This is a genomic window from Nonomuraea sp. NPDC049141 (assembly GCF_040648415.1).
In the GTDB taxonomy this organism is placed as follows: Bacteria; Actinomycetota; Actinomycetes; order Streptosporangiales; family Streptosporangiaceae; genus Nonomuraea.
In genome coordinates, this window is sequence record NZ_JBEZDR010000013.1 from 136,002 (window position 1) to 159,300 (window position 23,299).

23 protein-coding genes are annotated in these 23,299 nt (G+C 70.6%); 14 read left to right on the forward strand and 9 right to left on the reverse strand.

Going from position 1 to position 23,299, the window contains the following annotated elements; translation table 11 throughout:
* Nucleotides 1–23 precede the first annotated feature (23 nt).
* Nucleotides 24–440, reverse strand: coding sequence for a VOC family protein (locus AB0B91_RS35885; RefSeq protein ID WP_358329266.1), 417 nt, complete (start codon nucleotides 438–440; stop codon nucleotides 24–26).
* A gap of 89 nt (nucleotides 441–529) precedes the next feature.
* On the opposite strand from AB0B91_RS35885, the gene AB0B91_RS35890 reads away from it, so the two are divergent.
* The 3 genes from AB0B91_RS35890 to AB0B91_RS35900 all read left to right on the forward strand — a co-directional run bounded on the left by AB0B91_RS35890 (nucleotide 530) and on the right by AB0B91_RS35900 (nucleotide 3,346).
* Complete coding sequence (locus tag AB0B91_RS35890) at nucleotides 530–1,480, forward strand: YafY family protein (protein WP_358329268.1); 951 nt, start codon at nucleotides 530–532, stop codon at nucleotides 1,478–1,480.
* A gap of 64 nt (nucleotides 1,481–1,544) precedes the next feature.
* Nucleotides 1,545–2,246, forward strand: a complete 702-nt coding sequence (locus AB0B91_RS35895) for a TetR/AcrR family transcriptional regulator C-terminal domain-containing protein (protein WP_358329271.1) — start codon at nucleotides 1,545–1,547, stop codon at nucleotides 2,244–2,246.
* Between the two features lie 113 nt (nucleotides 2,247–2,359).
* Nucleotides 2,360–3,346 (forward strand): NAD(P)-dependent alcohol dehydrogenase, encoded by a 987-nt coding sequence (locus AB0B91_RS35900; protein ID WP_358329274.1) that lies wholly within the window; start codon nucleotides 2,360–2,362, stop codon nucleotides 3,344–3,346.
* Between the two features lie 6 nt (nucleotides 3,347–3,352).
* Here AB0B91_RS35900 and AB0B91_RS35905 read toward each other — a convergent pair whose 3' ends face one another.
* Together AB0B91_RS35905 and AB0B91_RS35910 are read right to left on the reverse strand one after the other, a co-directional pair.
* Nucleotides 3,353–3,613: a hypothetical protein gene (locus AB0B91_RS35905; protein WP_358329277.1), complete on the reverse strand. Its 261-nt coding sequence runs from the start codon at nucleotides 3,611–3,613 to the stop codon at nucleotides 3,353–3,355.
* On the reverse strand, nucleotides 3,610–4,416 hold the full coding sequence (locus AB0B91_RS35910) for a phytanoyl-CoA dioxygenase family protein (RefSeq protein WP_358329280.1): 807 nt from the start codon (nucleotides 4,414–4,416) through the stop codon (nucleotides 3,610–3,612). The genes AB0B91_RS35905 and AB0B91_RS35910 overlap by 4 nt, the downstream gene beginning before the upstream one ends.
* Before the next feature lie 70 nt (nucleotides 4,417–4,486).
* Between AB0B91_RS35910 and AB0B91_RS35915 the strand changes: the two genes are divergently transcribed.
* Complete coding sequence (locus AB0B91_RS35915; RefSeq protein ID WP_358329283.1) at nucleotides 4,487–5,263, forward strand: AraC family transcriptional regulator; 777 nt, start codon at nucleotides 4,487–4,489, stop codon at nucleotides 5,261–5,263.
* A gap of 145 nt (nucleotides 5,264–5,408) precedes the next feature.
* On the opposite strand, the gene AB0B91_RS35920 is transcribed toward AB0B91_RS35915, so the two are convergent.
* Nucleotides 5,409–5,999, reverse strand: a complete 591-nt coding sequence (locus AB0B91_RS35920; protein ID WP_358329286.1) for a DUF4291 domain-containing protein — start codon at nucleotides 5,997–5,999, stop codon at nucleotides 5,409–5,411.
* 93 nt (nucleotides 6,000–6,092) lie between these two features.
* Nucleotides 6,093–6,455: a cupin domain-containing protein gene (locus AB0B91_RS35925; protein WP_219539445.1), complete on the reverse strand. Its 363-nt coding sequence runs from the start codon at nucleotides 6,453–6,455 to the stop codon at nucleotides 6,093–6,095.
* 98 nt (nucleotides 6,456–6,553) lie between these two features.
* On the opposite strand from AB0B91_RS35925, the gene AB0B91_RS35930 reads away from it, so the two are divergent.
* The 4 genes from AB0B91_RS35930 to AB0B91_RS35945 all read left to right on the forward strand — a co-directional run bounded on the left by AB0B91_RS35930 (nucleotide 6,554) and on the right by AB0B91_RS35945 (nucleotide 10,571).
* Nucleotides 6,554–7,042 (forward strand): 2Fe-2S iron-sulfur cluster-binding protein, encoded by a 489-nt coding sequence (locus AB0B91_RS35930; protein ID WP_358329289.1) that lies wholly within the window; start codon nucleotides 6,554–6,556, stop codon nucleotides 7,040–7,042.
* Nucleotides 7,039–8,010 (forward strand): xanthine dehydrogenase family protein subunit M, encoded by a 972-nt coding sequence (locus AB0B91_RS35935; RefSeq protein WP_358329292.1) that lies wholly within the window; start codon nucleotides 7,039–7,041, stop codon nucleotides 8,008–8,010. Before AB0B91_RS35930 ends, AB0B91_RS35935 begins: the two co-directional genes overlap by 4 nt.
* Nucleotides 8,007–10,028, forward strand: coding sequence for a xanthine dehydrogenase family protein molybdopterin-binding subunit (locus AB0B91_RS35940; RefSeq protein ID WP_358329295.1), 2,022 nt, complete (start codon nucleotides 8,007–8,009; stop codon nucleotides 10,026–10,028). The genes AB0B91_RS35935 and AB0B91_RS35940 overlap by 4 nt, the downstream gene beginning before the upstream one ends.
* 66 nt (nucleotides 10,029–10,094) lie before the next feature.
* Entirely contained in the window at nucleotides 10,095–10,571 is a 477-nt protein-coding gene (locus AB0B91_RS35945) for a DUF6328 family protein (protein ID WP_358329298.1), read from the forward strand.
* A gap of 41 nt (nucleotides 10,572–10,612) precedes the next feature.
* Here AB0B91_RS35945 and AB0B91_RS35950 read toward each other — a convergent pair whose 3' ends face one another.
* Nucleotides 10,613–12,082 carry an alpha/beta hydrolase gene (locus AB0B91_RS35950; protein ID WP_358329301.1) on the reverse strand — a complete coding sequence of 490 codons (1,470 nt, stop codon included), beginning with the start codon at nucleotides 12,080–12,082 and terminating at the stop codon, nucleotides 10,613–10,615.
* A gap of 161 nt (nucleotides 12,083–12,243) precedes the next feature.
* Here AB0B91_RS35950 and AB0B91_RS35955 point away from each other — a divergent pair, with 161 nt between their 5' ends.
* Together AB0B91_RS35955 and AB0B91_RS35960 are read left to right on the forward strand one after the other, a co-directional pair.
* The gene (locus AB0B91_RS35955; RefSeq protein ID WP_358329304.1) at nucleotides 12,244–13,788 is read left to right on the forward strand and encodes a beta-N-acetylhexosaminidase; all 1,545 of its coding nucleotides are present in this window, start codon (nucleotides 12,244–12,246) and stop codon (nucleotides 13,786–13,788) included.
* Nucleotides 13,789–13,824: 36 nt separating this feature from the next.
* Entirely contained in the window at nucleotides 13,825–15,975 is a 2,151-nt protein-coding gene (locus tag AB0B91_RS35960; RefSeq protein WP_358329306.1) for a DEAD/DEAH box helicase, read from the forward strand.
* Between the two features lie 49 nt (nucleotides 15,976–16,024).
* Here AB0B91_RS35960 and AB0B91_RS35965 read toward each other — a convergent pair whose 3' ends face one another.
* On the reverse strand, nucleotides 16,025–16,954 hold the full coding sequence (locus AB0B91_RS35965) for a carbohydrate kinase (protein ID WP_358329309.1): 930 nt from the start codon (nucleotides 16,952–16,954) through the stop codon (nucleotides 16,025–16,027).
* 150 nt (nucleotides 16,955–17,104) lie between these two features.
* Here AB0B91_RS35965 and AB0B91_RS35970 point away from each other — a divergent pair, with 150 nt between their 5' ends.
* Genes AB0B91_RS35970 through AB0B91_RS35985 form a run of 4 tightly spaced genes read left to right on the forward strand, consistent with a single transcriptional unit; the run spans nucleotide 17,105 to nucleotide 20,885 of the window.
* Nucleotides 17,105–18,088 carry a sugar ABC transporter substrate-binding protein gene (locus AB0B91_RS35970; RefSeq protein ID WP_358329312.1) on the forward strand — a complete coding sequence of 328 codons (984 nt, stop codon included), beginning with the start codon at nucleotides 17,105–17,107 and terminating at the stop codon, nucleotides 18,086–18,088.
* Between the two features lie 10 nt (nucleotides 18,089–18,098).
* The gene (locus AB0B91_RS35975) at nucleotides 18,099–19,061 is read left to right on the forward strand and encodes an ABC transporter permease (RefSeq protein WP_358329315.1); all 963 of its coding nucleotides are present in this window, start codon (nucleotides 18,099–18,101) and stop codon (nucleotides 19,059–19,061) included.
* Entirely contained in the window at nucleotides 19,058–19,864 is an 807-nt protein-coding gene (locus AB0B91_RS35980) for an ATP-binding cassette domain-containing protein (RefSeq protein WP_358329318.1), read from the forward strand. Before AB0B91_RS35975 ends, AB0B91_RS35980 begins: the two co-directional genes overlap by 4 nt.
* A gap of 10 nt (nucleotides 19,865–19,874) precedes the next feature.
* The gene (locus tag AB0B91_RS35985; RefSeq protein WP_358329321.1) at nucleotides 19,875–20,885 is read left to right on the forward strand and encodes a LacI family DNA-binding transcriptional regulator; all 1,011 of its coding nucleotides are present in this window, start codon (nucleotides 19,875–19,877) and stop codon (nucleotides 20,883–20,885) included.
* Between the two features lie 37 nt (nucleotides 20,886–20,922).
* Here the strand turns inward: AB0B91_RS35985 and AB0B91_RS35990 are convergent, their stop codons facing one another.
* Both AB0B91_RS35990 and AB0B91_RS35995 read right to left on the reverse strand, forming a co-directional pair.
* Nucleotides 20,923–21,744, reverse strand: coding sequence for a PIG-L family deacetylase (locus AB0B91_RS35990; RefSeq protein ID WP_358329324.1), 822 nt, complete (start codon nucleotides 21,742–21,744; stop codon nucleotides 20,923–20,925).
* Between the two features lie 59 nt (nucleotides 21,745–21,803).
* Nucleotides 21,804–23,198 (reverse strand): tetratricopeptide repeat protein, encoded by a 1,395-nt coding sequence (locus AB0B91_RS35995; RefSeq protein WP_358329327.1) that lies wholly within the window; start codon nucleotides 23,196–23,198, stop codon nucleotides 21,804–21,806.
* Nucleotides 23,199–23,299 lie beyond the last annotated feature (101 nt).

Sequence of the window (23,299 nt, forward strand, 5' to 3'; positions counted from 1 at the left end):
GGCGGTGGTGCTCGCGTAGAAGATCACGCCTCCGCCCGCGAGCCGAGAACGTCCAGGTAGTGCTGGTTGTACATCACGCCGAGGAGGTTCCCGAAGGGGTCGACCACGGACGCGGTGACGAATCCGGGGCCGCGCTCGACCGGCTTCTCGTGCTCTGTGGCGCCCAGGGAGAGCAGCCGGTCGAAGGCGGCCTGGACATCGTCCACGTGCCAGTAGGTCACCGCGCCGCCGGCCTGGCCTGACCGGCCGTGGGGGGCGAATCGGCTGTCGACGATGCCGAGCTCGTGCTGGTAGTCGCCGATGCGGAACTCCACGTACGCGGGCGGCCCCTCGATCGGGCGGACGAAGTACGGCTCGATGCCGAGCAGCTCCGTGTACCACTCCTGGGCGGCCTTGATGTCGTCGGCGAAGAAGCTGACGGTGGTGAGTCCTCGCAGCATCGGTGGTTCCTTCTTTCGGTCGAGGGTCGGTGACAAGGACTATCTTCCAAGCTAAAGTGCTCACCAATTGAGCACTTTTCTGGAGGGATATGCGCGCTGATCGACTCGTCGCCGCCCTCCTGCTCATGCAGAGCCGTGGCCGGGTGACCGCCGCCGAGTTGGCCGACGAGCTCGAGGTGTCCGTCGCCACCGCGCGCCGCGACCTGGAGGCGCTGTCCGCGGCGGGCATCCCGGTATATCCGCAGGCCGGACGCGGTGGCGGCTGGTCGCTCGTCGGCGGGGCCCGTACCGACCTCAGTGGCTTGTCGGCGACCGAGGCGCAGGCGCTGTTCCTGCTGGTCGGCCCGGCCGCGGCCGTTTCGGGCGAGGCCAAGGCGGCGCTGCGCAAGCTCGTACGGGCGCTGCCGCAGACTTTCCGGGCCGACGCCGAGGCGGCCGCCAGTGCCACGATGATCGACCCGACCCGGTGGGGCGAGCGGGATCGTCGCCGGCCCGAGATGGTCGATCTGCTGCAGGCCGCGGTGATCCGCCGGCGGAAAGTCCGCCTGACCTACACCAGCGGCGCCCGCGAACGGAGCGAACGGCTGGTCGACCCGTGGGGCCTGGTCGACAAGGACGACATCTGGTACCTGATCGCCGGGACCGAACGCGGGCAGCGCACCTTCCGCGTCGACCGGATCATCGAGGCCGAGCCGACCGACCAGCCCGCCGAGCGCCCGGACGACTTCGCGCTCGACACGGCCTGGCAGCAGGTCGTCGGCGAGGTGGAGCGGCGGCGGTCACAAACCTGGGCGACCGTGCTCATCGAGGCCAGGTTTGTCCCGGTGCTGCGCACCCACTTCGGACGCCACTGCCACACCGACGGCGAGCTCGATGACGGCCGGGTCCGGGTCCGCCTCGCCGCACCGACCCCACTGGACATCGCCCGGAACCTCGCCGGTTGGGGTGCGATGATCGAGGTGGTCGAGCCGCGATCCGTCCAGGCCGAGCTGGCGCGGATCGGCGCCGAGCTGGCCGGTCGCTACGCCGGCGAGCGCTGATCCGACGGCAGTTCGGGGCGCAAACTTACCTTGTACGATGGGGCGCGGAGGAGGGTTGATCTAGGTGGCCACCCGGAACGAACCAAGGACCGAACCCCGCATCCCGTTGAGCAGAGATCGGGTGCTACGGGCCGCGGTCAAGCTCGCCGACGAGAGCGGCATCGAGTCGCTCACGATGCGCCGCCTCGCGGAAGAGGTCGGCGCCGAGGCGATGTCGCTCTACTACCACGTGGCCAAGAAGGAAGACGTGCTGGACGGCATCGTCGAGGTGATCGCCGGGGAGATCAACGAGGCCGTCGGCCGGATCGACGTGCCTTCCAAGGGCGCGGCCTGGAAGACGGCCGTGCGTCAGAGAGTTCTGACCGCCCGCGAGGTCTTCCTGCGCCACCCCTGGGCGCCGCGCGTCTTCGAGACACGTGCCGACGTGAGTCCACCCGTCGTGCAGTATTTCGATGCCCTGATCGGGCTCATGCGAGACGGCGGCTTCTCCTACGACCTGGCCCACCACGCGCTGCACGCCCTGGGGAGCCGGGCTCTGGGGTTCACCCAGGAGATGTTCGATCCGGGTGACGGGGCCGGTGACGAGGAATCCACGGCCATGCTCGAAAGCATGGCGGAGAAGCTGCCCCACCTTGTCGGCATGCTCAGGGAGATCGCCCATGACGACCCCGACTCCACGTTGGGCTGGTGCGACGACCAGACCGAGTTCGAGTTCGGGCTCGATCTGATCCTCGACGGGCTCGACAGGATGCGCGAGACCGCCTGACCTTCGCGACACCGATCGCCGGTACTTCTCATGGACAGCCCTCCTTGACTGCCTTACGCCGTAAGAGTACCTTACGACGTACGACTTACGTTGTACGAAACCAAGGAGGCGTGATGAAGGCGATCGTCTTACGCTCGTACGGCTCACCCGATGACCTGGCCGTCACCGAGATCGACAAGCCCGTGCCCCGCGACGACGAGGTGCTGGTCCGGGTGCGGGCCACCTCCGTCCAGCCCTACGACTGGCACCACCTCAGAGGCGAGCCGTACATCGCGCGCCTCATGCCCGGCAGCCTCGGGCTACGCGGGCCGAAGATCAGCATCCTGGGCGCCGACATGGCGGGACAGGTCGAGGCGGTCGGCGCGGACGTGACGGGGTTCAGCCCCGGTGATGAGGTGTTCGCGCAGGTCAACCAGGGCGGCTTCGCCGATTACGTCTGCGTCCGGGAGGGCGAACTGGCGCCGAAGCCGAAGAACCTCACTTTCGAGCAGGCGGCGGCGGTGCCGATGGCGGCCAACACCGCCCTGCTGGGCCTGCGCGACCAGGGGCGGATCCAGCCGGGGCAGAAGGTCCTCATCAACGGGGCTTCGGGGGGTGTGGGGACCTTCGCCGTGCAGCTCGCCAAGGCGTTCGGCGCGGAGGTCACCGGCGTCTGCAGCACCCGGAACGCCGACCTGGTCCGATCCATCGGCGCGGACGAGATCATCGACTACACCAAAGAGGACTTCACACGGAACGGCCGGCGTTACGATCTCCTGCTGGACATCGCCGGAGGCCGCTCAGGAACGGCCTGCCGGCGGGTGCTGACGCCCAAGGGGACCTACGTCGCCATCGGCGGGGCGCCCAGCCGATGGCTCCAACCGGCTGGTCACGTGTTCGCGGCGCTGGCGGTGTCGCCGTTCGTGTCCCAGAGAATGGTCATGACAGACGTGGTCAGATGCACCGAGAACCGACAGAACCTGATGACGCTGACCCAGTTCATCGAAGCCGGCAAGGTCACTCCGGTCATCGACCGCAGCTACCCGTTCGAGGAGATCCCGGCGGCCGTCAAATACCAGGAAGAGGGGCACGTCCCGGGCAAGGTCGTCATAGCGGTCTGAGCGGGCTCAGGACAGCTTCTCGAAGAAGAACTCGTGCTTGAGGAACGAGGTGTCGTACTCGTGGCCGGGGTACGGCGGGATCAGCTGGGAGGCCTGGAACAGCCGCCAGCCGTCACGCAGCGCCTCGACACCCGTCTCATAGGGCGGCTCGTCGCCGTCGCCCGTTGTGGGGTTGGTCGCACCGGTGCCGTCGTATTGGGACCAGCCGACGACAGCGGCGTCGAGCGCCGAAGTGGCCAGATAGAGAACGAGAACATGCTGCTTCACGCGACCCTCCCAGGGCGGTTGCTGACGCGGGTCATGAAGTAGTCGATGTCGAAGGTGGCGTCGCCGGTCAGCGCCCGCCAGAGCCTGACCCGGTTGTAGACCTCCAGACGCCCGGTGGCCGGCTCGTACCAGGGGAAACGACGGCTCAGCTCGGTGAGCACGTCCGGCTTGTCGAGGTCGGAGGTGTCCCACAGGCGGACCTGCGGCACGGTGGGATTGAACCGGATCTTGAACATGTACCTGCGGACGTCACCGTCGTTGCGCCGCCCGCCGTGCCAGAGGCCGTGGTGCAGGATGACGACGGTGCCCGCGGGGCAGGTCAGCCGGGTCTGACCACGCAGGTTCTGGTAGCGGCCGGTGTCGCTCTCGTTGGTGCGGCGCAGATGGCTGCCCGGCACGCTCAGGGTGCCGCCCATGTCGGCGGTCACCTCGTGCGGGTAGTACATGAGCTGCACGTCGAAGGCGTCCATCCGGGTGTCGATGATCGCGTCGCCGTGCAGCGGCTGGGCGCTTCCTCCGTGCGGCTCACGGATGTGCACGGCGTGATGGTCGACGGTCGGGTCCGGCCCGACCAGGCTCCGCAGCGCGCCCGCGACGGCGGGCAGTTCGACGAGCCGGCGGGCGAAGGAGCCCGCCGGAAAGGCTTCGGTCACGGGCGTGCCGTACGGCACGGCCGGGATTCCCGCCTCCAGCACGTCGATCGCCTGCTCGTTCATCTCCGCGGGCACGACCGCGTCCATCCGCAGGGCGCCATGTGCCACGAAGCGGGCCATCTGTACTGAGGTCAGCAAGGTGGTTTGCATACGTCGAACCTAAAGACACCACACATCCTTGTAATGGGATGCATTCACCGACTTGTGGTTAAGTTTCACCATGGATCGAGTGCTCATCAGGCTGGACGAGCCGCCGTCGGTGGCGAACGTCGGGGTGGGCGTGCATGGGATCCGCAGCCTGACAGACGTGTTCCGGCTGCCCGACCTGTGGCAGCTGCACCTGTACGGTTACCCGGCCGAGGTGGAGATCGACGGCACGACGCATCCGATCAGGCCGGGCCGCGTGAGCCTGATACCGCCGGGCACACAGGTGCGTTACCGCTATCGGGGCCGCTCGGAGCACCTGTACGCGCACCTGCGCCCGGCGGAGGCAGGCCAGGCGCATACGGTGCCGGTGATGCAGGACGCCGGTGCCGAGGCGCCGCTGCTGGCCGGGATGCTCCGGCAGGCCGTCGCGGCGTCGCCGGGAACGCCGTCGCGGGCCGTCGCCGAAGTGTGGGCGGTGCTCTGGCGCATCGCCCAGCTCTCTCCCGACCGGGAGGGCGGCCGCTCGCACGCCGCCGTCTCGGCCGCCGTCGCCCACATCGAGGCCAACCTGGCCGGGCCGTTGACGGTTCCGGAGGTCGCCGCCGCGGCCGGAATGTCGCACAACCAGCTCACCCGGCTGCTCCGCGCCGAGACCGGAGACACGGTGATCGCCTACATCCGGCGCCGCCGCATGGAACGGGCCCGCCACCTGCTCCGGGAGTCGACGCTGTCGATCTCGGCCATCGCCGCGGTGGTCGGGATCCCCGACCTGCAGGCGTTCAACAAGGCCTGCCGTCGCGAACTCGGCGCGTCGCCACGGGCCATCCGGGGCCGCGGTCGCATCACGTGAGTGGTGTGGGTCGATCGCGGGGCACGGGGATCACGTGAGTGGTGTGGGTCGATCGCGGGGCACGGGGATCACGTGAGTGGTGTGGGTCGATCGCGGGGCACGGGGATCACGTGTGCGGTGCGGGGCCGATCGTGGGGCGCGTGGGTCAGGCGGTGGTCGCGCCGATGGTCTGCGCGAGGTCTTCCGGCAGCGGGTAGGGGCGTTCCAGCGGGAGCAGGCCGGTCACGTCCCGGCGGTCGCGGAGCGCGGTGTGGAGATCGCGGACCCGGTCGGTGATGTCGGTGATCGCGACCGTCCAGTCGTCGAGGTAGTGGTCGACGGCCCGGCCCGACAGGCCGATCTGGATGGATCGGTGGGGGAGGGCGTTGTGGCGCGGGCCGCGCTCGGGATCCCATTGGACGCGGACCGGGCTGCGCCGCAGGCGTTCCTTCCAGCTCTCCTGATCGCCGTCCCGGTCAGGGTGGCTGAGGCAGGCGTGGGCCAGCGCCCAGGCGAAACCGTCACGGGTGAGGTCGATGGCCAGGACGCGGGTCTGGCCGGGCTTGGTCGCGTAGCCGCAGCGGTACATCATCCAGAGGAACGACGGCTTGATCCAGGTCATCCGGTCCCGTTTGAAGGGCGCCACGAACCGCTGCGCGGCGACCGCGGGAGCGGCGATGGCCGGGTCGTACGCCTGGTAGACGGTGATCGACTCCTCGGTGTAGGCGGCGCGGATCTGGCGGTAGGGCACGTTCATGCCGCTCAGCCTGGCGAACAGGGTCCAGACCCGGCAACGGGATTAACGCTTATGGGCTCGCCGCGAAGCGTCACCCCCGCGGCAAGCCGCTGTCTAGAAGCTGCGTGCCTTGGCGTATTCCGCGGCGCCGCCCGCGAAGTCGTACACCTCGACCTGCTCGTTACCGACCACCCAGGCATCGTGTCCGGGCGGGGCGACGAAGACCTCTCCCGGCCCGATCTCGGCCTCGGTGCCGTCGTCCATCCGGATGCGGAGCCGGCCGCGGACGACGAACCCGTTGTGGTGGACCTGGCACGAATCGGTGCCCACGATCGGTTTGATGGACGCCGACCAGCGCCATCCGGGTTCGAACGTGGCGACACCGAAGGCCAGGCCCGTCAGGTTGCATACCTCGAGATGCCCCATCGGGAAGTCGCGGCGTTCGTCGGGCTTGTCGATGCTCTTGACTTCGATCATGACGATCCCCCTTCGTCATAGTCAAGTCTTTCACCGCCCATTCCTCCGGACAAGGCGGAGGCGGGTTGAGCCGTTCGCGCACCGGGTAGGCGAGCGCCATGGAGGTCTCCCTGCAGGTCAACGGCACTCGGCGGACGGTGGACGTGGACCCGCGGGTCTCGCTGCTGGATCTGCTGCGCGAACGGCTCGGGCTGACCGGCTCGAAGAAGGGCTGCGATCACGGTCAGTGCGGCGCGTGCACCGTGCTGATCGACGGCCGGCGGGCCCTCGCCTGCCTGGCGCTGGCCGTGGCGCAGGACGGGTCGGACATCACCACCGTCGAGGGTCTGGCGGACGGCGACCGTCCGCACCCGCTCCAGGCGGCCTTCATCGAGCACGACGCCTTCCAGTGCGGCTACTGCACCCCCGGCCAGCTCTGCTCGGCCGCCGGGATGCTGGCCGAGGGCGGTCCGAGCGCCATCACCGACGACCTGGCCACCGACCCGGCGCTGACGGCCGAGGAGATCCGCGAGCGGATGAGCGGCAACCTGTGCCGGTGCGGCGCCTACCCGAACATCGTCACCGCGATCGTGGAGGTGGCGCGGTGAGATCCTTCGAGTACGCGCGGGCCGGCGACCCCGCCGACGCCGTGGCCAGGTTCCGGCCCGGCACGATGTACCTGGGCGGTGGCACCAACCTCGTCGATCTCATGCGCCTGGGCGTGGCCGAGCCCGAGTTCCTGGTGGACGTGAGCCGGCTGCCGCTCGACCGCGTCGAGCCCGACGGCGACGGGCTGCGGATCGGCGCCGCCGTGCGCAACAGCGACGTCGGCGCCCACCCGCTGGTCCGCGAGCGCTACCCGATGCTGGCGCGGGCGGTGCTGTCCGGGGCCTCCGGGCAGATCCGCAACATGGCGACCGTCGGCGGCAACCTGCTGCAACGCACCCGCTGCCCGTACTTCCAGGACGTCTCCAAGCCGTGCAACAAGCGGCGGCCCGGATCCGGCTGCCCGGCGATCGACGGCGACCACAGCAACCTGGCGGTCCTGGGGCATTCCACCGCCTGCGTGGCGACCCATCCGTCCGACATGGCGGTGGCGCTGGCCGCGCTCGACGCCCGCGTGCACGTCACGGGGCCCGGCGGCGACCGGGTGATCCCGATGCCGGGGCTGCACCGGCTGCCCGGCGACGAGCCCGGCAGGGACACCGTGCTGGAGCCCGGCGAGCTGGTCACCGCCGTGCACCTGCCCGCCCCGCCGCCGGGCGCCTCCCGCTACCGCAAGGTCCGCGAGCGTGCCTCGTTCGCGTTCGCGCTGGTGTCCATCGCCGCCGTCCTCGACGTCGACGGGGACGGGACCGTGCGCGAGTGCCGGATCGCGCTCGGGGGAGTGGCGCACGCGCCGTGGCGGTGCGAGCGCGCGGAACAGGCGCTGCGCGGCGTCCGGGCGGGCGAGGAGAGCTTCGGCCGGGCCGCGGACGCCGAACTCGCCCAGGCCCGTCCGCTGCCGCGCAACGCGCACAAGGTGCCGCTGTCCCGCAACCTCATCGTCCGCACCCTGCTGGAGCTGGCGCCATGAACCGGATCGAGGGGCACGACAAGGTCACCGGCCACGCGACCTACGCGGCCGAATACCCCGTCGAGGGCGTCACCTACGCCTACCCGGTCCAGGCCGAGATCGCCAGGGGCCGCATCACCTCGATCGACGCGGCGGAGGCGCTCGCCATGCCGGGCGTGCTGAGCGTACTGTCCAGCGAGGATCCCCCCGAGCTGGCGCCCGACGTGGATCCCGAGCTCGGGCTGTTCCAGCGCCGCGAGGTCGCCTACCGGGGGCAGATCGTCGCCGCGGTCGTCGCCGACACCTACGACAACGCCCGCGCGGCCGCGCGGGCGGTGCGGGTCACTTACCAGAAGGATCCGCACGACGTACGGCTGCGTGGCGACCATCCCGGGCTCTACCGGCCGGAGAAGGTGAACCCGTGGTATCCCGCCGACACCGAGAAGGGCGACGTGGCGGCCGGGCTGGCCGCGGCGGCCTTCACCGTGGACGTCACGTACACGACGCCGGCCATGCACAACAACCCGATGGAGCCGCACGCCACGCTCGCCGTCTGGAGCGGTGACGGAGACCTGACCGTCTACGACGCGACGCAGGGCGTGTCCACCGCTCGCGACATGATCGCCAAGACACTCGGTCTGCCTGCCGAGCGGGTGCGCGTGGTGTGCCGGCACGTCGGCGGCGGCTTCGGGTCCAAGGGCACCATCCGGCCCGGCACCATGCTCGCCGTCCTCGCGGCGCGCGCCGCCGGGCGGCCGGTGAAGGTGGCGCTGACCCGCCAGCAATTGTTCGACGTGACCGGCTACCGCACGCCGACGATCCAGCGGGTGCGGCTCGGCGCCGACGCCGACGGGCGCCTGACCGCCGTCGAACACGAGGTCGCCGAGCAGAGCTCGACGCTGGTCGAGTTCGCCGAGCAGACCGCCGTCCCGGCCCGCACCATGTACGAGACACCCGCGCTGCGCACGGCCCACCGGCTGGTCCGGCTGGACGTCGCCACCCCGTCGTGGATGCGTGCTCCGGGCGAATGCCCCGGCATGTACGCGCTGGAATCGGCCATGGACGAGCTGGCCATCGCCGCCGGTATGGACCCCGTCGAGCTGCGCGTGCTCAACGACCCGGAGGCCGAGCCGGCGGGCGGCCGGCCGTTCAGCTCCCGCAACCTGGTGGCCTGCCTGCTGGAAGGCGCCCGCCGGTTCGGCTGGGAGGGACGCGATCCCACACCCGGCGTCCGCCGCCAGGGGCGCTGGCTCATCGGCACCGGCGTCGCCTCCTCGACCTACCCGGCCATGCGGCGCCCGTCCCAGGCCACCGCCACCGTCGAGAACGGCGGCTACGTGGTCCGCGTGGCCGCCGTCGACCTCGGCACCGGCGCCCGTACCGCGCTGACCAGGATCGCCGCGACCGCGCTCGGCGTCCCGCCCGAACAGGTACGTGTCGAGCTGGGCGACAGCGACCTGCCCACCGCCCCGCTGGCCGGCGGCTCCATGGGCACGGCCTCCTGGGGCTCGGCCGTCGTGGCCGCCTGCGAGGAGGCGCTGCGCGACGGCAAGCACGGGGGCGCCGACACCACCGACGCCATCAAAGCGCAGGAGGACCTGGCCAGGCACGCCTTCGGTGCCCAGTTCGCCCGGGTCCGGGTGGACATGGACACCGGCGAGGTACGCGTGTCGCACCTGCTGGGCATATTCGCCGCCGGGCGGATCATCGACGAGGACCTGGCCAGGTCGCAGTTCGTCGGCGGCATGACGATGGGCCTGGGCATGGCGCTCATGGAGGCGACCGTCACCGACGACGAGTTCGGCGGATTCAGCAACCGCGACCTGGCCCAGTACCACGTCCCGGTGTGCGCGGACATCGAGCGGATCGACGCGGCCTGGATCGAGGAGGACGACCGGCACCTCAACCCGCTGGGCGCCAAGGGCATCGGTGAGATCGGCATCGTCGGCACCGCCGCGGCCATCGGCAACGCCGTCTACCACGCCACCGGCATCCGGGTCCGCGACCTGCCCATCACCCCCGCCCGCCTGCTCGCCTGACCCGGGAATGCGCTGATAGATCGTGCTTTTGGTATGAAATGCCCTGTCTTCGGTAGATGAAGGCACATGGAACCGGACAAGGAGACCCGTAAAGAGCGGGCCGACCGCAACTTCGTGGAGCTGCTGCAGAGCGCCCGTGTGGCGGTGACCGGGGTTCAGGTGCTGTTCGCGTTCCTGCTGACGGTCCCGTTCTCGCAGGGGTTCGACAAACTGAGCCTGGCCGATCGGCGGCTGTTCTACGTGGCGCTGGTCAGTGCCGCGATCGCGTCGATCTGCTACATCGCCCCGGCCGCCCAGCACCGGGTGCTGTTCCGGCAAGGGCTGAAGGAGACGCTGGTCCGCCGGTCCAACCTGTACGGCATCGCGGGGGCGCTGGCCCTGGCCGTCTCGATGACCGCGGCCACCATGCTGGTGGTCGACTACCTGTTCCACAACACGATGGCGGTGATCACAGCCGTCTTCATCGCCCTGCTGGCCGTGTGGAGCTGGTTCGTGCAACCGGCGATCGACCGCTCGGCCAACGGGGACGACGACAACGGCTGACCCCGGCCGCGTGGGCGACCGGGGTCAGGTGGAGCCGAGGATCAGATCTTCGGGCACATCTTCCCGGCACGCGGCGGGACCCGGGTGATCAGGTAGCGGTCCACCGTCCTGTCGACGCAGGCCGAGCCGGTGCCGTAGGCGGTGTGGCCGTCGCCGTCGAAGCTCAGCAGCACGCCCGACGAGAGCTGGGCGGCCAGCGCCTTGGCCCACTTGTACGGCGTGGCGGGGTCGCGCAGGGTGCCGACCACCAGGATGGGCGGCGCGCCCTTGGCGTGGATCGCCTTGTTGACGGTCTTGCTCCTGACCGGCCAGAAGTCGCACGGGCCGGCCATGCGCTTGCCGGACCTGATCGCCTTGGCGTGGCGCACCGCCTGCCTCCAGGTCGGGTGGTCGAGGCAGTCGATGGCCGTGTGTGCCTCCATCAGGTTGGTGTAGGTCGCGTCGGGTCCCCGCTCGTTGTAACCGTCGGCGTACCGCAGCAGGAGCGTGCCGTCGCCCTTGAAGGCCTGGCCGAGCGCCTGCCGGAGGGCCGGCCATGCCCCCTGGTCGTACAGGAGACCCTGGATGCCGGTGTACACGATGGCCTGGGTGGCCTGCCTGCCGTCGTAGGTGTTGACCAGCGGCGCCTTCTCGGTCCGGTCGTGCAGGGCCCGCATCCGCTTGACGGCTGTGCGCTTGGTGAACGGGCAGTCCTTGCGCTTGAAGCAGTCACGCGCGAACGAGTCGAACGCCACCCCGAAACCGGCGCTCTGGTCGGCGCCGAAGTCGCCCGCCTTCACGGAGGGGTCCTCCGCGCCGTCGAGCACCAGCGCGCGCACCCTGGCCGGGAACAGGTCCGCGTAGGTGGCGCCGAGCAGGGTGCCGTAGGAGAAGCCGATGTAGGTCAGGCGCGACTCGCCGAGACCGGCTCTGAGCACGTCCATGTCACGCGCGGCGTTCGGCGTGCCCACGAACGGCAGGAGCGCGCCGGAGTTGGCCTGGCAGGCCTGCGCGAGCCGCAGCTGCGCGTAGTTGTACATCTTCACCTCGGCCCGCGAGTCCGGGGTGTCGTCGACGGAGTGGTACCAGTCGGCCACCGCGGTGGGCATGCACCGCACGGGGGCGGAGGCGCCCACGCCACGCGGATCGAAGCTGACCAGGTCGAAGCGCGAGCGGAGGGTGGCGGTGAACTTCGTCTTCGCGGTGGCTCTCAGGAGGTCGATGCCCGACCCGCCGGGGCCGCCGAAGTTGGTCACCACGGAGCCGAGCCGCTTGCCGCCCCTGGCCGGCAGCTTGATCACCGCGATCTCGATCCGCTTGCCCGACGGCTTGGTGTAGTCGAGCGGAACCTTGAGCTTCGCGCACTGGAAACCGCCCTTGCAGGGGGTCCAGGCAAGCCGCTGGCCGTAGTAGGCACTCAGGCCGCCGTCGGACGCCTGTGCGGGCTGGGCCGCCGCCGGCCCGGCGGTGACGAAACCTGCTGACAGCAGGCCGATGACTAACGGGGTGATGATCCCGAGTAGGCGTCGCATATCTCTGTCCTCGTCTGGCGGCCGAGTGGATATCGCTTAGCTGACTCTCCGATGGTTGGGGCTACTGCTTGCGAGGCTCTTTAAGGCCACTGGCCAAGCGGCGTGCAAGCGTATTTGGAAAGTTTCTTTACTAGTGCTGGTCGCATCCGTATGGTGATGCCATGAGCCTGCGCACAGTGCTGGTCCTGGTGGCGGCCCTCGTGGCCACTTCGGTGTCGGCATCCCCCAGCGCGCCCGCCGCCGCGCCCCTGAGCTTCGGTGGCGTGGTCCCCGTGCCGGTCAGCGCGACGCCCGCGGCCGGGGTCACCTACCGGATCACCTCGTCCACGAGCCTCTACACCGACGTCCCCGCCGTGGGCGACCAGCTCGCGCGGCAGTTGCGGCGCTCGACCGGCTACCCCGTGCCCATCGTCGCGGCGCCGGCCGCCGGCGGCATCTCGCTGCGGCTGGGCAGCGTGAGCGGCGGGGAGGAGGCCTATCAGCTCGACGTGACCGCCGCCGGGATCACCGTGCTGGCCAACAGGGCCGCCGGGCTGTTCAACGGGGTGCAGACGCTGCGCCAGCTCCTGCCGTACGCGGCCGACGCCGCGACCGTCCAGCCGGGACCGTGGCCCGTGCAGGGCGGGCGGATCACCGACGCGCCGCGGTACGCCTACCGGGGCGCCATGCTCGACGTCGCCCGCCACTTCTTCCCGGTGGCCGCCGTCCAGCGGTACATCGACCAGATCGCCCTGTACAAGATCAACTACCTGCATCTCCATCTCTCCGACGACCAGGGCTGGCGCATCGTCATCGACTCCTGGCCCAGGCTGGCCACGTACGGCGGCAGCACCGCCGTCGGCGGCGACCCGGGCGGCTACTACACCAAGGCCCAGTACCAGGAGCTCGTCGCCTACGCCGCGGCCCGCAACATCACGATCGTGCCCGAGATCGACATGCCCGGGCACACGAACGCCGCCCTGGCCTCGTACGCCGAGCTGAACTGCGGCGGCGTCGCGCCGCCCCTCTACACCGGGACCGATGTCGGGTTCAGCTCGCTGTGCACGTCGAAGGAGATCACCTACACCTTCATCGACCAGGTGGTGGGCGAGCTGGCCGCGATCACCCCCGGCCCCTACCTGCACCTCGGCGGCGACGAGGCCAGCTCCACCAAGCCGGCCGACTACGCCGCGTTCATGAACCGGGCGCAGGCCATCGCCGCCGCGCACGGCAAGACCGTCATCGGCTGGCACGACATCGTCAAGGCCACGCCGCTGCCCTCCACGGTCGCCCAGTACTGGGGCACCACGCCGGACGACAGCGCCGTCGCCGGTGCCGGGCGGAAGGTCATCATGTCCCCGGCCAGCCGCGCCTACCTCGACATGAAGTACAACTCGCGCACCCAGCTAGGCCAGGACTGGGCCGGGCTGATCGAGGTCAAGGACGCCTACGGCTGGAACCCCGGCTCCTACCTGACCGGCCTGCCGTCCCAACAGGTCCTGGGCGTGGAGGCGCCGCTGTGGACCGAGACGATCAGGACGTCGGCCGACATCGAGTACATGGCCTTCCCGCGCCTGCCCGCCCTGGCCGAACTGGCCTGGTCCCCGTACGGCAAGCACGACTGGACCGCCTTCAAGAAGCGCCTCGGGGCGCAGGGGCCGCGCTGGCGCGTCATGGGCGTGAATTACTACCACTCCGGGCAGATTGCCTGGCCTGCCGGTTCCTGAGCTGATCGCGCCGCCGGGACGGTACCGTTCAGGCTCGTGAGCGGTGCCAGGGAAGTGCGGGCCGTGCTGCGGCAGGCGGCGCGGCTGCATGCCGGGGCGCGGGAGCTGCGTGCGGAGCACGAGCGCGCGCTGACCCGGGTCGTGGCGGCCATGTCCGCGCTGCGCAAGCCGCAGGCCAGAGCCGAGCTCGCGGGCATCCCGGTGGGCCGGCTCAAGGACGTGACCGGCGGGCGGCTGCGGCTCGGGATGCTGGAGCGCATGGGCTACACGACGGTGCTCGACGTTCTGGACGCCACGCCGTACGAGCTGCAGCGGTTGCCGGGGATCGGGCCGCAGACGCAGCGGCAGGTGCACGCGGCGGCCAAGCAGATCGAGCGCGCCGCGCGGGAGGTCACCGCCGTCCAGATCGACGTCGAGCGCCAGGACGCCGAGACCACGGCGCTGCTCGCCGCCCTGCACCCGTTGGTGGCCGCGGGGCCCGAGTTGCCGCGCGCCCGCCGGACGGCCGGCGCGGTCGAGGAGCGGCTCGCCGCGCTGATGCCGGTGGCCCGGGCGGTGAGCGGCTGGTGGCGCCGGCTGCTGTCCGGCGAGGAGAAGCGGCGGCGGGCGGAGGAGGCCGTCGCCGGGATCTCCGAGATCCTCGCCGGGGAGACCGAGACGCGGCTGCTCATCACGCAGGCGACCGTGGACCTGCTGCGGCCGGCGCCCTCCGGGGCGGAGGTGTGGATCGACTTCGAGATCCGCGCGGCCGACTACTACAACCTGCTGGCCGAGATCGCCGCCCTGGAGCCGGGCGACCGGGTCGCCGCCGAGGGGTTCCTGCCCGACGACCTGGCCGAGCGGGTCAGGAACCAGGAGCTCGACGACACCCACCGCCGGGTCTCGCTCCGTGGCTACCAGGCGTTCGGGGCCCGGTTCGCGCTGGCGCAGCGCCGGGTGATCCTCGGCGACGAGATGGGGCTCGGCAAGACCGTGCAGGCCGTCGCCGCGCTCGCGCACCTCAAGGCGCGCGGCATGAGCCACTTCCTGGTGGTCTGCCCGGCCAGCGTACTGATCAACTGGATCCGCGAGATCGAGACCCGCAGCACGCTGCCCGCCTACCGGCTGCACGGCGGCGAGCGGGACACCGCCCTGGCGGAGTGGCTGGAGCGCGGCGGCGTGGCCGTGACCACCTTCGACGGGCTGCATCGGCTCGACGACGTGCCCGCCGAGGTGGGCATGCTGGTGGTCGACGAGGCCCACTACGCCAAGAACCCCGAGGCCCGCAGGTCCAGGACCGTCGCCGCATGGTGCGGGCGGGTCGAGCGGGTGCTGTTCATGACGGGCACGCCGATGGAGAACCGGGTGGAGGAGTTCCGCAACCTGGTCCGCCCCCTCCAGCCCGAGCTGCTCGCCCAGGTGCGCGGCAGCGACGCCGCGGCCGGCGCGCAGGCGTTCCGGCGCGCGGTGGCGCCCGTCTACCTGCGCCGCAACCAGGAGGACGTGCTCACCGAGCTGCCCGATCTCGTGCGCGTCGACGAGTGGGAGGAGCTCAGTGCCGCGGACGCCGACGCCTACCGGGAGGCGGTCGCGGCGGGCAACTTCATGGCCATGCGCCGCGCCGCCTACGCGGTGCCGGACAAGTCGGCCAAGCTCGAACGGCTGCGCGAACTGGTCGACGAGGCGGCGGACAGCGGGCTGAAGGTGGTGGTCTTCTCCTACTTCCGCGACGTCCTGACCGCGGTGCGGGACGCCCTCGGCCCGGCGGTCCACGGGCCGCTCACCGGTGACCTGCGGCCGGAGCGCCGCCAGGAGACCGTGGACGCCTTCAGCGCGGTGCCGGGGCACGCCGTGCTGCTCGCCCAGATCCAGGCCGGCGGGGTCGGGCTCAACCTGCAGGCCGCCTCCGTCGTGATCATCTGCGAACCGCAGGTCAAGCCCACCATGGAGAGCCAGGCCGTGGCCCGCGCGCACCGTATGGGGCAGGTGCGCCGGGTCCAGGTGCACCGGCTGCTCTCGCCCGGCGGGGTGGACGAGCGGCTGCTGAAGATCCTGCACGCCAAGACGGCGCTGTTCGACGCGTACGCCCGGCGTAGCGATCTGGCCGAGTCCGCGCCCGACGCGATCGACGTCTCCGAGCAGGCGCTGGCCCGCCAGATCGTCGAGGAGGAGCAGGCCCGGCTCCTGGGCGGGGCTTCCGTTCGGTAGCGCTGGGTCCTGCGCGGCCGGGTCTCGTAGCGCTGGGTCGCGTATCGCGTCACAGTCCCGCGGGCTCGTTGAGCTGGTGCGCCCACGGCGGGTTCGCTCCCGCGACCGAGCACGTCCGCGCCGCCACCCGGGCCGCGAAGCCGGCGGCGTCGGCGGCCGTCTCCAGGTCGAGCCCCGCAAGGCGGCCCCCGAGCAGTCCCCGCACGCCCAGCCGGTGCAGCAGCCCGGCGGTGAAGGAGTCACCGGCCCCCACGGTGTCGACGACCTTGATCTGCGGCGCCGGCACCGATGTCCGTTTCCCGTCCAGTGACACCAGCGCGCCCGCCGCGCCCCGGGTGATCACGATGAGCCGGGCGCCCGCCGTGTGCCAGGCGTCGCAGGCACGTTCCACCGGCACGTCCGGCGCCAGGAAGGACAGGTCGTCGTCGCTGAGCTTGAGTATGTCGGCCACCGCGCACCAGCGCTCCACCGGGTAGTCCTCCCGGCCGGCCAGGCTGGGCCGTACGTTGGGGTCGATCGAGATCGTCGCGTGCTCGCGGGCGTCCGCCGCGAACGCCTCCACCGCGGCGCCGCCCGGCCGCCTGACCAGCGCGAGAGATCCCGTGTGCAGGCAGGACCAGCCGCGTGGGTCGACGGCGGCGAGCTCCTCGGGCGTCCACTGCCAGTCGGCGGTGCCCTCGGCGTGGAAGCTGTAGGCCGCCTGACCCCGCTCGTCGAGCGAGGCCACCGCCAGCGTGCTCGGCTCACCGGCGGACACGCAGGCCGACAGGTCCACCCCGGAGGAGGCGAGGTGCTCGCGGAACAGCTCCCCGAACACGTCCCCGGACACCCGCCCCAGGAACCGGGTCGAGGTGCCGAGGCGGGCCAGAGCCACTGCCGTGTTCGCGGGCCCCCCGCCCGGCAGCACCCGGAGCTCCAGCTCACCGGGACGCCGGTCAGCGAAGGCGTCAGCGACGCATTCGCCCAGGACAGCGATCATCAGGGTCAACCTTTCTGCCATGTTTGCAGATTTGTTACGTCGCGGGGGCATTGACGTTTCTAGAAACGGAGTCCATCATCGCAGCACGGCGAATGTCAACGTTGACATATGTCAACGATGACATTGAATCATCCCTGATAGGAAGCCACCATGATTGCTAGGCTCTCGGCCGGACTGCTGGCCGCCGCTCTCCTCGTCACCGGCTGCGGCGGTGGCGAGCAAAAGGCCTCCACCAGCTCCGCCAAGGTCGGGCTGATCACGAAGACGGAGACCAACCCGTTCTTCGTCAAGATGAAGGAAGGCGCGCAGACCGCCGCCAAGGCAGCGGGCATGGAGTTGATGACCGCCGCCGGCAAGTTCGACGGGGACAACGCCTCCCAGCTCACCGCCATCGAGAACATGGTCGCGGCCGGGGTGAAGGGCATCCTCATCACGCCCAACGACACCAAGGCGATCGTGCCCGCGATCAAGAAGGCCCGGGACGCCGGCGTCGTGGTGATCGCGCTGGACACGCCGACGGACCCGCAGGACGCCACCGACGCGCTGTTCGCCACCGACAACCTCAAGGCGGGCGAGCTGATCGGCCAGTACGCCAAGGGCGCGATGGCCGGCAAGACCGCGAAGATCGCCACCCTCGACCTGGCCCCCGGCATCACGGTCGGGCAGCTCCGCCACGACGGCTTCCTGAAGGGCTTCGGCATCGCCGAGGGCGACCCGTCGGTCGTCTGCTCCCAGGACACGCGCGGCGACCAGGCCAAGGGCCAGGAGGCGATGGAGAACTGCCTGCAGAAGGCGCCCGACATCAACCTCGTCTACACCATCAACGAGCCGGCCGCCCTCGGCGCCTACACCGCGCTCAAGGCCAAGGGCCGCGAGAAGGAGGTGCTGATCGTCTCGGTCGACGGCGGTTGCACCGGCGTCAAGGCCGTGAAGAGCGGGGAGATCGCCGCGACCTCGCAGCAGTACCCGCTGAAGATGGCCGAGGACGGCGTCAAGGCCGTCGCCGCCTTCGCCAAGGGCGGCGCCAAGCCCAAGGGGTACACCGACACCGGCGTCACCCTGATCACCGACAAGGCCGTCCAGGGTGTCGAGGCCAAGGACACCGCCTTCGGCCTGGCGAACTGCTGGGGCTGACATGGCTGTCATGGAAGCGACGCTGCCGCGCCGCATCATCTCCACACCGACCGCGGGGCCGCTGGGCGCGCTCCTGCTGGCCTGCGTGTTCTTCGCGGTCAACAGCGACCAGTTCCTCACCGGCGGCAACTTCTCGCTGATCATCCAGCAGGTGATGGTCGTCGGCACGCTCGCCATCGGGCAGACGCTGATCATCCTGACGGCCGGCATCGACCTGTCCAACGGCGCGATCATGGCGTTCGGCGGCATCGTGATGACCAAGCTGGCCGTCGGCAGCGGCCTGCCGCCGCTGCTCGCCGTCGCCGGCGGACTGGCCGTCTGCGCGGCGTTCGGGCTGGCGAACGGGCTGCTGGTGACGAAGATCTCGCTGCCGCCGTTCATCGTCACGCTCGGCATGCTGAACGTGGTGTTCGCGCTGACCCACATCTACTCCGAGGACCAGACGGTCACCGACCTGCCGCCCGCGCTGACCTTCCTCGGGCAGACGTTCAAGCTCGGCGAGACGAACGTGACCTACGGGTCACTGCTCACGATCCTGCTGTTCCTGTTCTTCGCGTACGTGCTCGGGCAGACCGCCTGGGGCCGCCACGTGTACGCGCTCGGCAACAGCCAGGAGGTCGCCCGGCTGACCGGCATCCGCACGCAGCGGCTGACGATCAGCGTGTACACCATCGCGGGCCTCGTGTACGGCATCGCCGCCCTGCTGCTCGTCTCCAGGACCGGTGTGGGCGACCCGCAGGCCGGGCAGACCGACAACCTCGACAGCATCACCGCCGTCGTCCTCGGCGGGACCAGCCTGTTCGGCGGCCGCGGCCTGGTGATCGGCACGCTGATCGGCGCGCTCATCGTCGGAGTCTTCCGTAACGGCCTGCAGCTCATGGGCGTACCGTCGATTTATCAGACGCTCATCACCGGCATCCTGGTGATCCTCGCCGTCACCGTCGACCAGCTCTCCCGGAGGAGGACCCGATGACCCCCGTACTCCAGGCCCGCGGCCTGGTGAAGCGCTACGGCCACGTGGTCGCGCTCGACGGCGCCGACTTCGACCTGATGCCCGGCGAGGTGCTCGCCGTCATCGGTGACAACGGCGCCGGCAAGACCAGCCTGATCAAGGCGCTGACCGGCGCGCTGCAGCCGGACGAGGGCGAGATCCTGCTCGATGGCAAGCCCGTCCGCATCCGCGACCCCCTGGAAGCGCGCAGGCTCGGCATCGAGACCGTCTACCAGGAGCTCGCCGTCGCCGCCTCGCTCGACATCGCGACGAACCTGTTCCTCGGCCGCGAGCTCCGCAAGCCGGGACCGCTCGGCGCGATCTTCCGCAAGCTCGACAAGAAGCGGATGCGCGAGGAGTCGGCCAAGCACATGGCCGACCTGAAGATCGGCCTGCGCTCGCTCACCCAGCCCGTCGAGTCGCTGTCCGGCGGCCAGCGGCAGGGTGTGGCCGTGGCCAGGGCCGTGGCGTGGGCCCGGCACGTCGTCGTGATGGACGAGCCGACCGCCGCTCTCGGGGTCAAGGAGTCGGGACAGGTGCTCGACATGATCAAGCGGGTCCGCGACCGCGGCATGCCCGTCGTACTGATCAGTCACAACATGCCCCACGTCTTCGAGATCGCCGACCGGATCCACGTCCAGCGGCTCGGCCGCCGCGTCGCCCAGATCAAGCCGGGCGACCACAGCATGGCCGAGGTCGTCGCCATCATGACCGGTGCTCTCCAGGTTTCGGAAGGCAAGTCGGTCGTGACGGACAAGGACGCGGCGGAGGCGATCGGCCTCTAGCATGGTCGAAATGCGGCGTCCCACCATGACAGACGTGGCCCGTGAGGTGGGTGTCACCGCCAAGACCGTCTCACGGGTGCTCAACGACGACGGACCCGTGGCCATCGAGACGCGCGAACGCGTCATGGCCGCGGTCCGCAAACTGGGCTACCAACCCAACCTGATGGCACGCAACATGCGGGTCGGGGCCAGGGACGCCGCGATCGGGCTGGTCATCCCCGAGATGGGCAACCCGTTCTTCGGCACGGTGGCGGGCGGCATCGAGAGCGCCGTCAGGGCCCGCGGCCTGACCCTCATCGTCGGCTCCTCCAGCGAGACCGCCGACCTGGAGCAGTCCCTGATCGCCACCTTCCTGGCCCGCCGGGTCAGCGCCCTCATCGTGGTCCCCTCGGCCACCGGAGACCACCGCTACCTGCGGTCGGAACGCGTCGCCGGCCTGCCCATCGTCTTCCTCGACCGGCCCGCCGTCGGCCTGACCGCCGACAGCGTGGTCAGCGGCAACCGTTCCGGCGCTCAGGCGGGCATCGCCCACCTGATCGGGTACGGTCACCGGCGGATCGGCTTCATCGGTGACCTGCCCGCCACCCTCTACACCCGCCGCGAACGTTTCCAGGGCTACCGTGACGCCCTGGAGGAGGCGGGCCTGCCCTTCGACCGTGCCCTGGTGGAGACGGGCCACGACCAGGAGGCGGCCCGCGCGGCCACCCTGCGGCTCCTGGCCCTCGAAGACCCGCCCACCGCGCTGTTCGCGGCCAACAACTTCGCCTCCATGGGGGCGGTGGTGGCGCTGGCCCGGGCGGGGCGGCGGGATGTGGCGCTGGTGGGCTTCGACGATCTGCCGCTGGCGGAGGTGCTGGATCCGCCGCTGACCGTCGTGGCGCAGGATCCGGCGGCCATCGGGGAGGTGGCGGCGGAGCTCGTGCTGTCCCGGTTGGACGGCGACCGCTCCCGGGCCCGGCGCACCCTGGTGCCCACGCGATTGATCGTCAGGGGATCGGGGGAATTGTCCCCGGTCTCTTGAGCTGTGAAAGGCCCCGCGCATGCGCGGGGCCCGTCTGTCAGCGGAGTCCCGCGAACAGGTCGTCCTCGTGGTCCGGTGCGGTGACGCGGTTGACCACCCGAGTGAAGGACTCGGCGGAGAATGCCTGCTGCTGGGCCTCCTCGGGCATGCGGAGCAGGAAGATGTTCTCGCCCTGGCTCTCGTGTGACTGCAGGGCCTTGAGCTTGCGCTCGACATAGGGGGCGACGTCGACGACGGCCGTCACCAGCTCGTCGGGGGTGCCGAAGTCGTCGGAGGGCTGGAAGTCGCCCAGGTCGACACCGCTGCTGCGCATGAACTCGAACATGCGCTTGATCGCGGCCCGGGGGATGGCCGTGTAGTAGAACTTGTCGGGGATGCCGGTCGCCTCGACGGCCGCGACCGTGATGCGGTGGGCCTGGACGTGGTCGGGGTGGTTGTAGCCGCTGCCGCCTGTTTCGTCGTAGGTGACCACGACCTGCGGGCGATACTGCTTGATCAGCTCGCCGAGGCGGGTGGCGGCCACGTCGACGGGCACGTTGGCGAACGCGTCGGGGTGCTTGTTGGTGTCCCAGCCGTCCATGCCGGAGTCGCGGTAGCCGAGCAGCTCCAGGTGGTCGACGCCCAGGTGCTGCACCGACTCCTGCAGCTCCGCCAGCCTCCGCTCCGCCACCTCGGCGTCGTTGTGGCCGGGGTCGCCGGGCTTGACGCCGCCGGGTCCGTCGCCCTGCTCGCCGTTGGTGCAGGTGACCAGGACCGTGCGGATGCCCTCGTCGGAGTAGCGGGCGAGGATGCCGCCGGTGCTCAGGCATTCGTCGTCGGGGTGAGCGTGCACCGCCATCAGGGTGAGTTGCCGATCCATGCTGCCGACCCTACTGGGCGGAACCGACACTTCTGGAACCGAGGCTTTTGGAACAGGGGTCAGGTCTGGCGGGCCAGCTGGTCGGCTCGGTGGCGGGCCGTCGCGGCCGCCGCGCGGTCGCCCAGGGCCTCGGCGAGTGCGCCCTGCTTGAGCCAGTTGAACGGGCTGCACGGCCGTACGCTGATCCGCTCGCTGATCAGCACCCGCGCCAGGTCCCGGCGGCCACCACGCAGGGCGGCCTCCAGGAGCGTCTTCTGCACGGCGTCGCGTTGCGCGTGGCTGCCGCCGAACTCGTTGATCCGATGCCTGATCGGATACAGCAGGTCCACGACCGTGTCGAAGTCGCCCCGGCCGAAGGCCACCAGCGACCGGCAGACCGGCAGGCCGACCCGGGCGGTCATGGCGTGGTTGGTGATGTCCGGGTGGGGTTCGGTGAGGTACGCCTCCCGGCTCGCGATGAGCTTCTCGGCCTCCGCGACGCGGCCCGCGCCCACGTACGACATGACGGCGTGCATGTCGTTGAAGGCGTAGTACGGCTCCGCGATCTTGGCCGGCCACGCGTCGGCGAGCTCCCGCCAGCGTTCATCCTGGCGGGAGCCCTCCAGGAGGAGCCGCCACAGCAGCGCGGCGGCGTCGAGCAGCTCCATCGAGCCCTGGCCGCCCGCCAGCGCCGCGTCGTGGATGGCCAGGGCGCGGCCGGTGTCGCCGGACTCCAGCGCGTACAGGGCGTAGTGCCACCAGGTGTGCACGTTGAAGAACGTCCCGGTCGACCAGTCGCCGAGCCGGGCGTCGAGGTAGCGGATGCCGTCGCCGAAGCGGCCCTGCATCTCGTACGTGTGCACGACCGCGTGGATGCCCCAGACGTCGCGCGCGTTCAGCTCGACCGCGCGCAGTCCCACGTCCTCCGACCGGTCGTAGTGGCCGGACTCCTCCAGCCCGAACGCGTACATCCCCAGCACGTGGCCGTAATGCCGGTCGTCCTCGTGCCAGGCGTTGAGCGCGCCGCCGATCCGGTCGCGCAGCGAGCGGGCGTCGCCGGTGAAGAAGTCGACCTGGTGCCCGGCCGCCAGCGCCAGGGCGTCGCGGGGATACTGCTCGGTGATCGCGCCGAGGAGACTGCCGCAGGTCAGGAAGTCACCGTCGAGCAGTGCCTGGACGGCCTCGACGTGCGCGCGTTCGCGGGGCAGCAGTCCGCCGGAGCCGCCGGTGCGGGCGCGCCAGGCCGCGAACCGCTGCCTGGCCGTGCGCGCGTCCTCCACCTCCGTGGTCAGGAGCCCGAGGTAGGCGGTCAGGACCTGGCCCATCGGGAAGTCGGGCGACTCGGACAGGGCGGCCGTGGCCTCGGCGTCGACCTCCGCACGGAAGTGCAGCAGTTCGTCGATCGCCTGGTCGTAGTGGCGGGCGGCGGCGCCGCCCGCGCCGCTCATCGCCAGCCCGTGCTGGTCGTCGATCACGCAGCCACTATAAAGGCGGCCGTTCGGCACGAGCCGGGCGAGTGCGTCGCAGGTCGGAAGGGCTCCCGTGCGGGTCCGGCCGTCGTCGGGTGTAAGCCGGT